This window comes from Segeticoccus sp. (genome assembly GCF_035708005.1).
Window position 1 is genome coordinate 15715 of the sequence record NZ_DASSTI010000084.1, and the last position, 12317, is coordinate 28031.

10 protein-coding genes are annotated in these 12317 nt (G+C 71.8%); 3 read left to right on the top strand and 7 right to left on the bottom strand.

The features are described 5' to 3' along the window. The first annotated feature begins 25 nt into the window (after positions 1-25). Positions 26-1438, top strand: coding sequence for a DUF2786 domain-containing protein (locus VFL99_RS09280; RefSeq protein WP_325106063.1), 1413 nt, complete (start codon positions 26-28; stop codon positions 1436-1438). Between the two features lie 79 nt (positions 1439-1517). Next, the gene (locus VFL99_RS09285; RefSeq protein WP_325106064.1) at positions 1518-2738 is read left to right on the top strand and encodes an MFS transporter; all 1221 of its coding nucleotides are present in this window, start codon (positions 1518-1520) and stop codon (positions 2736-2738) included. Here the strand turns inward: VFL99_RS09285 and VFL99_RS09290 are convergent. Continuing rightward, positions 2730-3683: a sensor histidine kinase gene (locus tag VFL99_RS09290; RefSeq protein WP_325106065.1), complete on the bottom strand. Its 954-nt coding sequence runs from the start codon at positions 3681-3683 to the stop codon at positions 2730-2732. The genes VFL99_RS09285 and VFL99_RS09290 overlap by 9 nt on opposite strands. Beyond that, a complete protein-coding gene (locus VFL99_RS09295) occupies positions 3680-4522 on the bottom strand; it encodes an MEDS domain-containing protein (protein WP_325106066.1) in 843 nt (280 codons plus the stop codon). The genes VFL99_RS09290 and VFL99_RS09295 overlap by 4 nt, the downstream gene beginning before the upstream one ends. A gap of 296 nt (positions 4523-4818) precedes the next feature. Here VFL99_RS09295 and VFL99_RS09300 point away from each other — a divergent pair, with 296 nt between their 5' ends. After that, entirely contained in the window at positions 4819-6195 is a 1377-nt protein-coding gene (locus tag VFL99_RS09300; protein WP_414713736.1) for an FAD-binding oxidoreductase, read from the top strand. A 70-nt stretch (positions 6196-6265) separates the two neighbouring features. On the opposite strand, the gene VFL99_RS18400 is transcribed toward VFL99_RS09300, so the two are convergent. The 5 genes from VFL99_RS18400 to VFL99_RS09320 form a co-directional block, all read right to left on the bottom strand. Continuing rightward, positions 6266-6646: a DUF7455 domain-containing protein gene (locus tag VFL99_RS18400; RefSeq protein WP_422663478.1), complete on the bottom strand. Its 381-nt coding sequence runs from the start codon at positions 6644-6646 to the stop codon at positions 6266-6268. 228 nt (positions 6647-6874) lie between these two features. Next, complete coding sequence (acnA, locus tag VFL99_RS09305; protein ID WP_325106068.1) at positions 6875-9688, bottom strand: aconitate hydratase; 2814 nt, start codon at positions 9686-9688, stop codon at positions 6875-6877. 125 nt (positions 9689-9813) lie between these two features. Continuing rightward, on the bottom strand, positions 9814-10554 hold the full coding sequence (gene narI / locus VFL99_RS09310; protein WP_325106069.1) for a respiratory nitrate reductase subunit gamma: 741 nt from the start codon (positions 10552-10554) through the stop codon (positions 9814-9816). After that, complete coding sequence (narJ, locus tag VFL99_RS09315; protein ID WP_325106070.1) at positions 10551-11177, bottom strand: nitrate reductase molybdenum cofactor assembly chaperone; 627 nt, start codon at positions 11175-11177, stop codon at positions 10551-10553. Before narJ ends, narI begins: the two co-directional genes overlap by 4 nt. After that, on the bottom strand, positions 11174-12317 hold a 1144-nt coding region (locus VFL99_RS09320), incomplete at its 5' end, for a 4Fe-4S dicluster domain-containing protein (protein WP_325106071.1). The genes narJ and VFL99_RS09320, both read right to left, overlap by 4 nt.

A 12317-nucleotide genomic window follows, 5' to 3' on the forward strand; every position in this document is an offset into this window, starting at 1 on the left:
GACGGCATACCGAGACGGGTGGCAGATGGGCAAGCAGAACCAGCAACGACGGCGGGCAAAGGCCAAGGCGCGACGCACCGTCCGCAAGGGCGACCAGCGCGGGCACGGGCACGAGTTGCGGTCTGAGCCGCCCTCCGCGGCTGGCTCGGATGACGGGTCCGGCATGTCGGTGGCCCTGCAGGTGAACGATCTGGTCGGCAGGGCACTGGACGACCTCGAGGAGGGGCGCGGCCACGGCGTGGTGGTGGAGCGACTCGCGAACCATTGTCGGCACCGGGATGGTCGGCGCGCCGTGGTCAGCACCGTGGTTCCTGCCTTGCGGGACGGCGTGACGTCGGCGTGGGAGAAGGGCTGGGAGCCGGCCGACCTGCACCGACTGGCGGGCAGGAACACGACGGCGGCGGCGCAGTCCCTGCTGTTGGACACGATTGCCGACGAGTTGCGCGGCTACGCTGCCTCGACGATCGACCCACGCTGGGACGGGCAGCTGGAGGACCTGGGCGCCCACGTCTGGTGGCCGCCGGACCGCACACCGGTCGACGCGAGGGCCGATGTGGAGGGCTGGGCTGCCGTCACTGCTGCCGCCGTGACCGCGCTGCACCTGCTGCTGACCCTGCCCAAGCTTGAACGGCTCGGGCCGCGCCCGGGCACAGCCCGCGCCGCGCCCGAGCCGGCGACCGCGCACCTCGACCAGCGGGTGCTTGCCAAGGTGCGGGCCTTGTTGGCCAAGGCGGAGTCCACGACGTTCGAGGCCGAGGCGGAGGCGTTCACCGCCGGCGCGCAGTCGTTGATGGCGCGGTACAGCATCGATGCCGCGCTGCTCGCCGCACAGGACGATGCGGGTGCCGTCGGCGGCGAGCGGCCGCAGGGGCGGCGGATCGGCGTGGACAAGCCCTACGAGGAGCCGAAGGCGATGCTGCTCGCTGCTGTCGCGGATGCCAACCGGTGTCGCTGCGTGTGGAGCCGTGCGCTCGGCTTCAGCACGGTGGTGGGGTTCGCCACTGACGTTGATGCTGTGGAGACACTCTTCACCTCCCTGCTGCTCCAGGGGACCCGAGCGATGACGCACGAAGGCACGCGGCGGGACGCGTCCGGTCGCTCGCGTACGCGAGGGTTCCGCAGGTCGTTCCTGGCCGCCTACGCCGGTCGGATCGGTGAGCGTCTGCGGGAGGTCACCCGCGACGAGACCGAGAAGGCCACCCATGACACGGAGACCAGTGGGCGTGAGCTTGTTCCGATTCTCGCGGCTCGTGACCAGGCCGTCGACGACGCGGTGGCTGAGCTGTTCCCCGACCACGTGCACCACCGGATGAGCGCCGGCAGCGACCCGGAGGGTTGGTCCTCCGGCCGCCAAGCCGCCGACCGTGCGAGTCTCGGTGTCGGCCCTCCTGTGGAGACGGGGCCGTCCGGCAATTCGGGATACCCGGCACGACGATGACTGAGTAGGGGACCCCCGCCTCATCGCACCGCCCGCCGGCGAGCGCGGGCCGGGTCGTGCCGACGGGTAGCGTCCTGTCGTGGTCCGCCTCTCCCGCCGTCGCGGCTCCGTCCCGCAGCGCACGCCGATCCTGCGTGTCGCCGGCATGCCCGCCCTGACAGCGATGACCTTCGTCGGCTTCGCCGGCTACGCGGTCCTGCTGCCCGTCGCCCCGCTCTGGGCCGTCCACGGCGGCGCCGACTCCGCGGGCGCCGGTCTGGTCAACGGTGTCCTGCTGCTGTTCACGGTGCTCACTCAGCTGTTCGTGCCGCCGGCCCTGCGCCGCTTCGGGTGGGGTCCGGTGCTCAGCGCCGGCATGGTGCTCCTCGGCGTCCCGTCCGTCCTGTATGCCGTGAGCGACGCCTTGGCGCCGGTCCTCGCCCTGTCCGCGGTGCGCGGCGTGGGCTTCGGGGTGCTCACCGTGACCGGCAGCGCCGCGATCGCCCAGCTCGTCGAGGCGGACCGCCGGGGCGAGGGGATCGGGGCCTACGGGCTCGCGATCGCCCTGCCCCAGCTGGTGCTGCTGCCGCTCGGTCCGTGGATCGCCGAACACGCAGGATTCTGGGTCGTGTTCGCGATCAGCGGCCTGCCGCTGTTCGGTGTCCCGCCGGTCTGGAGGCTGGCCCGCGCCATCCACGGCGAACCTCCCGACGTGCTCCATCCCGGGCCGGACGAGGGTGCGGCGACGCCGGGCACCCGGGCCGGCTTCCCGGCATACCGGCCGTTGTTGCGACCGATGCTGCTGCTGCTGTCGGTGACGCTCGCCGGGGGAGCCGTCGTCACGTTCACCCCGCAGATGGTCGGCAGCGCGCTGGTGACGACGCTGGGGCTGTTCGTCATGGGGCTGGTCACCGCGGTGACTCGGTGGCGGGCCGGCATCGTCGCGGACCGGCACGGGGCCGAACGGTTCCTGTGGCCGCTGGTCCTCGTGACGGCCGTCGGCATGGCGGTCACCGCGTTGGCGGTCACCGACCACGAGCACACCCGGCTGGCACTGTTCTTCGTCGGGATGGTCGTCGTGGGGGTGGCCTACGGCTCGCTGCAGAACCTGACGCTGGTCATCTCGTTCAACGCCGTCCACCCGCGGCACCACAACCTCGCCAGCGCCACGTGGAACATCGGCTTCGACGCCGGGACCGGGCTCGGCTCGGTCGCGGTCGGCGCGCTGGCGGTGCAGAGCTCGTTCACCGTGGGGTTGCTCGTCGCCGGAGCCGTCTCCGTCGTCGTGCTGCCGATCGCCCTGCGTCACCCGTCACAGTGACAGGTGCACCTGCACCGTCGTGCCCTCCGGCCTGGGGCACAGGCGGACCAGGTCCGCGAGCTCGTGCACGATCCGCAGGCCGCGGCCGCGCTGCTGCCCCGGCTCGGGCAGCCGCCGACCGGCCATCGGGTCACTCACGCACCCCGCGTCACTGACGGCGCACACGACCGCGTCGGCCTCGCGCCAGACCTGCACCCGGGCCGCGCCCTCGGTGTGGACGAGGCTGTTGGAGGCGAGCTCGGTGACGACGAACTCCAGGTCCCCGAGCCGGCTCATCGGCAGGCCCAGGCGCAACGCCGCCCGACTGGTCAGGCGGCGCGTGGCAGACAGCTGGCTCGGGGACTCCACGACACAGTCCACCGCGTCCGCGGGGGCGGGCAGCGGTCGACGGCAGCGGTTCAGGACCGACTCCGGCTGGTAGCCGTGGTTCGTGTGCTCCCGGCCGCCCTCCCAGACCACCGGATGGGTGGCCCGGGCGTCCTCGACCACCTGGGGCGGCAGGGACCTGACGTTGAAGGGGCACAGCGCCGTGACTGGGCGGCCGGCGAGGCCGACGTTGACGAGCGCCTCGTGCTCGCTCGTCGCGAGGTACTCGGTGGCGGTGCGCCCGACGAACGCCGGCTCACCCACCGCGCGCACGGGTCGCCCGGGGTGGGCGTCGGAGAAGCGCCGCAGGTTCGGCAGGACCCGGCCCGGGTTGCGGCCCAGCACCCGCATGTCGGCCAGCTCCACCCACCCGTCGAGCGGTCCGAGGTCCTGCTGCACCAGCTCCAGCCGGTCCGGCGGCAGGACGACCAACGTGGGTTCTCCCTTGGAGAGCCCTGCGCTGATGAATCCGCCCACCAACCGGCGGTACTCGTCATCGGAGGCGTAGAAGCCGGCTCGGTGCACCAGCCCCGGCCGCCCGGGCACCTCGGACGGTTCGGGCGTCCCCGGCGCGTTCATGACACCGGCTCCGTGACCACGCCGGGCAGGCGGAGCAGCTCGACCACCCGGGCGAGGGTGGGCCTCGCGTCGCGCAGGACGACGACGGTGTCGTTGCTGCGTGCCCACTCCGCCAGCTGCGTGAGGCTGGCGTGGTCGGCGAAGCCGAGGTGGCTGGCGTCCACCACGGTGCGTCCCGGCATGGGCGTCCACCCGGCGCGGTCGAGTGCTCGCGGGAACCAGTCGCGGCTGCGGAGGTCCAGCTCGCCGGAGAGCGCAGCTGCGGCGGTCGGGTCGGGGATGCCGTGCAGCCGGAAGGGTGCCGTGCCGTCCCGCGCGTTGGGGTGCATGCAGGCCAGCTGCGCAACCGCGTCCTCGCCGAGCCGGCGTCGGTGGTAGCCACACAGCGCGGCGAAGGGGTGGGGCTCGGCCATGAACCACTCCGCGATCGACTCGAACCGGACCCAGGCGTCCAGCTGGGCCGGGGTCTCCACCATCGGGGTGGCGTCGGCCGCCAGCCGCAACCCGGCGAAGCCCGCGTCCAGGGCGTCCTGCAGCGCCCGGCCCCGGGCCTGTGCCTGCTCCAGGGGGTCGACCACCTCACCGACGGGCCAAGCGGTGCTGAGCGGCTCGATGTGGACCGCGCCGTCCCCGCCTCCGCGCTCGGCGAGGTGCGCCAGCACCTCGGGGTCGCCCTCGCCGAAGAACCACACCTGCTGGCCGAGGTCGAGGCCGTCCAGGAGGAACTCCACGGCGCGCGAGGTGAACTCGCCGATGTCGTCGAAGCCCCAGCATGCGTGGTCGTGCACCCCGAGCCCACGGGCGTCGTCCAGGGCTCCTACGGTGCGCAGCGCAGCCACCACGGGGCACCTCCTCACCTCCGTCGCCGGCCCTCGGGGCAGGCGACGACCGACCTGTCGTGGCGGGACCGCAGGGCATGCCCACCGGATGGAGACAGCACTACTCAACGCCGCTTCGCGGCTCGGGCGCAAGGAAGTCCGCGGAAGAGTCCGGAAGCCGAGACCCGCGGACCGGGGCCGCCGGGGTCGCCGGGATAGGTTCACGAGGACGGGACGGCGACCGCGAGACCGAAGGGATGGCCGGGATAGGTTCACGAGGACGGGACGGCGACCGCGAGACCGAAGGGATGGCCGGAGTGAGTGACGACCTGCAGGCACTGCTGCCGACGGGACGGGTGCTCACCGACCCCGGCCTGCTCGGCCCGTACCTGCACGACGAGGCGGAGTGGGCGCCGGCCGGCACCCCCGTGGCCGTGGCGCGCCCGCGCAGCACGGCCGAGGTCCAGCAGGTCGTGCGCTGGTGCATCGAGCGCCAGGTGCCGATCGTGCCGCGCGGCGCCGGAACCGGGCTGTCCGGCGGGGCGAACCCGATCGACGGGTGCGTGCTGCTGAGCCTGGCGGCGATGGCCGAGGTCCTGGAGGTCAACGCGGCCGAGAGCCTGGCCGTGGTGCAGCCGGGCGTGGTCAACGACGACCTGCGCGCGGCCGTGGCACAGCACGGCCTGTGGTACCCACCGGACCCGGCCAGCGCGCCGTGGTCGACGATCGGCGGCAACGTCGCCACCAACGCCGGCGGCCTGTGCTGCGTGAAGTACGGCGTGACCGGCGACTACGTCCTCGCCCTCGAGGTCGTCACCGGCACCGGCGAGGTCGTGCGGGTCGGGCGGCGCACCCGCAAGGGCGTGGCCGGCTACGACCTGCGCGGGCTCATCGTCGGCTCCGAGGGCACGCTCGGGATCGTCACCGAGGTGACCGTGCGGCTGCGTCCTGGACGGGCACCGGAGCGGACGGTCGCCGGCTACTTCGACTCGGTGGTGGACGCCGGCCGGGCCGTCGCCGCGGTGGTCGGCTCCGGTGTCATCCCGTCGGCGCTCGAGCTGGTCGACCGTCACTGCCTGGAGGCGGTCGACGCGTGGAAGCACATGGACCTCGCCGTCGACGCCGACGTCGTGCTGCTCGGGCGGACCGACACCCCGGGTGCCGCGGGAGAGGCCGAGGCCGCCGAGATGACCCGCTGCTTCGAGGAGGCCGGCGCGACGTTCGCCGCCTACAGCACCGACCAGGACGAGGCCGACGCGCTGTTCGCGGCCCGCCGGTTGGCCTACCCCGCGCTGGAGCGCCTCGGGCCGGTGCTCACCGAGGACGTCTGCGTGCCCACGCAACTGGTGCCGGAGATGCTCACCCGCATCCAGTCCGCCGGCGCTCGGCACGACGTGCACATCGCCAACATCGCCCACGCCGGCGACGGCAACCTGCACCCGCTGATCATCACCCAGCCGGGGGACGACGCGGCGACGGCGCGGGCCCAGGCCGCCTTCGAGGAGATCATCGCGGACGCGATCGCCTTGGGCGGGACGGTGACCGGCGAGCACGGCGTCGGCCTGCTCAAGCGCCCCGGGCTGGCGCGGGAGCAGGCGCCGGAGGTCATCGCGATGGAGCACGCGGTCAAGAACGCGCTCGACCCGCACGGGATCCTCAACCCCGGCAAGGCGATTCCGGTGCTCCTGACCTGACGTCGAGAAGGGCCCTCACCTCGCATTCCGACCGCATCGAACCTCGCGAGAGACCGTGACACTCAAGTGGTCACTGCTCCTGGAGCCTCCACCCGACTCCGGCGGGGCGGGATTCCGGGCCAGGTGCGGGGAGGTCGCGGACGGGAGTGAGCCGGTTGCGCTCGTCGTGCACGTATGCGCCGATCTGCGCCAGCGCTGGCTCGTGGACACGGAAGTGGTGTCCGCAGAACAGCAACGGCCGGCTGACCCCAGGAATCCAGGCACGTACCAATGCTTCGGCTCCACACGTACCGGCACGTAGCTGGCCGCGGGCGTCCGCGACCGATCCGAGCGCGTCGCACCGGTCGTCCCTGCCGAGGGGCCACGTTGCGGCGAGCGGCAGGATCCTCCCGGTCATCGGGTCACGCAGGTCGGTGTCATTGGTGCGGACAGCGGCATTGAGAGCGCTCATGAGGTCTCCTGACTTCCGCCCGGCGTGAGGGGCGACCTGCCGTTGCCGGGGTGTCCAGCAGGCGGCGAAGGGAAACCGTCCGGAACTCCGTGCGGCCCGACTCGTATCAGGTTCAACGAGATCGGGCAGGGAAACCTTCCCCTGTCCGCACCGTGCAGTGCATTCCAGCGTGAGGTCGGCTTGCACCGCGGGGTGTTCGACGTGGCGGGTCGGCCGTGCCCAGTACGGTCAGGCGGCGAGCATCTGGCGCAGCACGTACTGCAGGATCCCGCCGTGCCGGTAGTACGCCGCCTCCGCCGGGGTGTCGATCCGCACCTTCGCCGTGAACTCCCGTGTGCCGGAGCCTCCGTCCACACGCACCGTCACTTGGTCCGGCGGCGTGTCCGCTCCCGCCAACCCGCTGACCGTGTAGGTCTCCTCACCGGTCAGGCCCAGGCTCTCCCGCGTCTCGCCCGGGAGGAACTGCAGCGGCAGCACGCCCATCCCGATGAGATTCGAGCGGTGGATCCGCTCGAAGGACGTGGCCAGGACCGCGCGCACGCCGAGCAACAGGGTCCCCTTGGCCGCCCAGTCGCGGGAGGACCCGGAACCGTAGTCGGCCCCGGCGATCACCAGCAACGGCACGCCCTCCGAGGCGTAGGCCTGCGCCGCGTCGAAGATGGTCAGCTGTTCCCCGTCCGGCAGGTGCCGGGTGAAGCCGCCCTCCACACCGGGCACGAGCTGGTTGCGCAGCCGGATGTTGGCGAAGGTGCCACGGATCATCACCTCGTGGTTGCCGCGCCGCGAGCCGTAGGAGTTGAAGTCCCGTGGCTGGACGCCGTGGTCCAGCAGGTAGCGACCGGCCGGTGAGTCCTTCTTGATGGCTCCCGCCGGAGAGATGTGGTCGGTGGTGACCGAGTCGCCGAGCACAGCCAGGACCCGGGCGCCGCTGATGTCGCGCAGCGGTTCCGGTTCCCGCGTCATCCCCGTGAAGAACGACGGGGAGCGGACGTAGGTCGAGTCCTCCTGCCACGTGAACATGTCACCGGTGGGGACGTCCATCCCGTTCCAGTTCTCGTCGCCAGCCAGCAGGTCGGCATACCCCTCGGTGAACATCGACGCCTGCAGCGAGCTGCTGACCAGCTCGTCGACCTCCTGCGCGGACGGCCAGAGGTCGCGCAGGTGAACGGGGTTGCCGTCCCGGTCCGTCCCGAGTGGGTCGCGGGTGAGGTCCACGTGCATGCTGCCCGCGAGGGCGTAGGCGACGACGAGCGGAGGCGAGGCGAGGAAGTTCATCTTCGTCTGGGGATGGATCCGTCCCTCGAAGTTGCGGTTCCCGGACAGGACCGAGCTCACGTTGAGGTCGTGCTCGGCGACGGCGTCGGCGACCTCGGGGATGAGCGGCCCGGAGTTGCCGATGCAGGTGGTGCACCCGTAGCCGACGAGGTCGAAGCCGAGCTGGTTGAGGAAGGGCGTCAGCCCGGTGGCCTCGAAGTAGTCGGTCACCACGCGCGAGCCGGGGGCGAGGGAGGTCTTGACCCACGGCTTGCGGGTCAGGCCGCGCTCGACCGCCTTCTTCGCCAGGAGGCCGGCGCCGAGCATCACGGAGGGGTTGGAGGTGTTGGTGCAGGAGGTGATCGCCGCGATGACCACCGACCCGTGGTCGATGGTCGCGGTGCTGCCGTCCTCGAACGTGACCGACACCGGCTGTGAGGGCCACGCGTGGTCCTGACCGCAGGTGCAGGGCGCGACCGGCTTGTCCTCGGGCCGGTCGGTGTCGACGGCGATGGAGTCGCTGGCCGGGAACGACTCCTCGGAGGCCTCGTCGAGTCCCGGTCCGCTGGAGGCCGCGGCGCCGGTGACCTGCTCGGCGAGCAGCGACCGGACGTCGTGGGGGGCCTCCGTCAGGGGGATCCGGTCCTGCGGTCGCTTGGGGCCGGCGATCGACGGCTCGACGGTGGCCAGGTCCAGCTCGATGGTGCGTGAGTAGACCGGCTCCGCGGCCGGGTCGTGCCAGAGGCCCTGCTCCTTGGCATAGGCCTCGACGAGGCGCACCTGGTCCTCCGACCGGCCGGTCAGCCGCAGGTAGTCCAGCGTCACCTGGTCGATCGGGAAGATCGCGCAGGTCGAGCCGTACTCGGGACTCATGTTGCCGAGGGTCGCGCGGTTCGCCAGCGGGACGTTGGCCACACCGGGGCCGAAGAACTCCACGAACTTGCCGACCACCCCGGTCTGCCGGAGCAGCTCGGCGACGGTGAGCACCAGGTCGGTGGCAGTCGACCCGTCCGGCAGCTCGCCCGTGAGCTTGAACCCGAGCACCGGCGGGATCAGCATGCTGATCGGCTGGCCGAGCATGGCGGCCTCGGCCTCGATGCCACCCACGCCCCAGCCGAGCACGCCGAGCCCGTTGACCATCGGGGTGTGCGAGTCGGTGCCGACGAGCGTGTCCGGGTAGGCGACCGCGCCGTTCTCACCGCCACGTGTGAAGATCGTGCGGGCCAGGTACTCCAGGTTGACCTGGTGGCAGATGCCCGTGTCCGGGGGGACCACGAGGAAGTCGTCGAAGGCCTGCTGGGCCCACCGGAGCAGCTGGTAGCGCTCGCCGTTGCGCTGGAACTCCAGGTCGGCGTTGCGCCGGAACGCGTCGGTGCGGCCGAAGACGTCGGCGATCACCGAGTGGTCGATCACCAGCTCCGCCGGCACCAGCGGGTTGATCTTCTGGGGATCACCGCCGAGCGCTGCCATGGCGTCCCGCATCGCGACGAGGTCGACGACGCAGGGCACCCCGGTGAAGTCCTGCATGAGCACGCGGGCGGGGGTGAACTGGATCTCCGACCCGTGCTCTGCGGCGGGGTCCCAGTTGCCGAGCGCCTCGACCTGGTCCGCAGTGACGGTGTGGCCGTCCTCGCAGCGCAGCAGGTTCTCGAGCAGCACCTTGAGGCTGAAGGGCAGGCGCTCGGAGCCGGCCACCTTGTCGAGGCGATGGACCTCGTAGGACTGGTCGCCGACGCCCAGCGTTCCGCGGGCGCCGAAGCTGTTGTGCGACGTGCCGGTGGTGGTCATCTCGTCTCCTTCTTCGCCCGCCCGCTGGTCGGGCGCGGGCCGGGTCCTGCTGTTGTTGCTGGTGATCGGGGAACCCCGGTTCGCGCTCCACCAGCAACGAGCGCACGCCGGGCGGGTGGGGTGGGTCAGAAGCGGACGCCGATGCGACGCCAGCGACGGCCGCTGGTGCCGGGCTCGTTGACGTTGCGCGCCACCCGCGACCGGTAGAGCACGTAGGGGCGCCAGAGGTACCACAGCGGGTAGCTCCACGCGTGCACCAACCGCGTGAACGGCCACAGCAGGAACAGCACCCAGGCGGCGATCGCGTGGATCTGGAAGATGATCGGGGCGCTCTCGGGGACGCCGACGTCGACCACCCCGGTGAACAGGCTGCGGAACCACACCGAGATGGTGTCGCGGTAGTCGTAGCCCTCCGGGGCGTTGATGGCCGTCGTCGCGATGCCGAGCCCGACCATGATCCCCAGCAGGATGAGCGCGATCCAGTCCACCGGTGTGGTGGTCGCCCGGACGCGGGGGATGAGCAGTCGGCGCAGCGCCAGGGCGATGACGCCGCCGATGACGAGGACGGCCGCGAGCAGCCCGGCACTCGCCGAGAACAGGTGGTAGGCGTGCTCGTTGACGCCGATCGCCTCCACCGCCGACTTGGGCACGAGGATGCCGATGACGTGGCCGGAGATCGCGGCGAACGTGCCGTAGTGGAACAGCGGCGCGCCCCACTTGAGCACCCGCTTCTCCTGCAGCTCGGTGGACCGGCTGGTCCAGCCGTACTGGTCGTAGCGCCACCGCCAGATGTGGCCGAGCACGAAGATGGCCATGGCGATGTAGGGCAGGATGACCCACCAGAAGTAGGCCCACGCGTGGCTCATGGCCGCACCTCCTGTCCGAGGTACTCCGGGGGCGCGAACGGCTCGAGACCGACGTCCTCCTTCGGGGGACCGGCCTCCCAGTGCCGGCCGACGACGGCCAGGTCCTCCCGGCGCAGCCGGGGCAGCTGCGCGCACAGGCCGTCGACCAGGTGCGCGTAGGGCGTCTCCGCCTGGTGCAGGGCGCGGCGCAGCAGCTCCAGGTCGCGGCGCTCGGCGCGCAGCAGCGACAGCCCGCGCGGGTGCAGCGACGCGAACTCCAGCACGAGCGGCAGGTAGTCCGGCAGCTCGTCGTCGGTCGGGCGGAAGTCGGCCGCCCGGTAGGCGGTCTTGAAGCCGAGCATCGCCATGCCGCGCTTGCGGGTGTCCCCGTAGCGGTAGTAGGTCAGGTAGAGCGCACAGCGGCGCCGCAGGTCGAACGTCTCGACGTAGTGCTGGGCCACGGCCGTGGGCGGGGTGGCCCGCAGCCAGACCAGGAACCGCTCGAAGCCCTGCCGGCTGCTGCGGGGGGTGATCGCCGCGACCTCGGCGTCCAACTGGTCCAGGCCCTCGAACAACGGGGCCGTCGGATACTGCAGCAGCACCGAGGCGAGCTTGAACGGGCCGACTCCCGTGGTGCTCCTCACGTCGCTGCCCCGCCCTCACCGGGGAACAGGTGCGGCGCGGGGGCCGACCCGTCCCAGCCGAACAGGTTGAAACGCTCCTGACCCTGGCCGTCGCGGAAGGTGGATCCCGACCCCCGCGCGGAGTGGACGCCGCTGCCGGCAGCGGATCCGGGGTGGAAGCTCTCCACCGAGCCGGGGGCACCGCCGCCCATTCCGGGACCACCGGGGGTGTCGAGGCTGCAGAACATCTGCTCGTGCTGGGCCATGAGGCGACCGGCGTCCTCGGCGTGCGCCATCGGGATGACGTAGCGCTCGTCATACTTGGCGATCGCGAGCAGGCGGTAGAGGTCCTCGAGGTCCCGGTTGGTGTGGCCGACCGCCTCGGCGAGGCTGTCCTTCGGCTCCAGCCCCAGCTGCCGGCCGCGCATCAGCGCCCGCACCGCGGCGAGGGTGCGCAGCACCCGCCGGACCGGAACGGTGTCGCCGGCGGTGAACAGGTTGGCGAGGTACTCCACCGGGATCCGCAACGACTCGATGGTCGCGAACACCTGGTCCGGGTCGGCGTCGTCATAGCCCTGGGCGTGCACGATGTCGGCCACCGGTGACAGCGGCGGGATGTACCAGACCATCGGCATCGTGCGGTATTCCGGGTGCAGCGGGAGGGCCACCCGGTGCCGCACCGCCAGCGCATAGGTGGGGGAACGCATCGCGGCGCGGATCCAGTCGTCGTGGATGCCGTCCCGGGCGGCGGCCGCCTGCACCTCGGGGTCGAACGGGTCGAGGAACACGTCGAGCTGGGCCTCGTAGAGGTCCTTGGGGTCCTGGGCGGTGGCCGCCTCGAGCACCTTGTCGGCGTCATAGAGGAGGAGGCCCAGGTAGCGCAGCCGCCCCACGCACGTCTCCGAGCAGACCGTGGGCTGGCCGACCTCGATGCGCGGCGCGCACAGCGTGCACTTCTCGGCCTTGCCGGTGCGGTGGTTGAAGTAGACCTTCTTGTAGGGGCAGCCGGAGACGCAGAAGCGCCAACCGCGGCAACGGTCCTGGTCGACCAGGACGATCCCGTCCTCGTCGCGCTTGTACATCGCGCCGGAGGGGCAGGATGCGACACAGGAGGGGTTCAGGCAGTGCTCGCAGATGCGCGGCAGGTAGAACATGAACGCC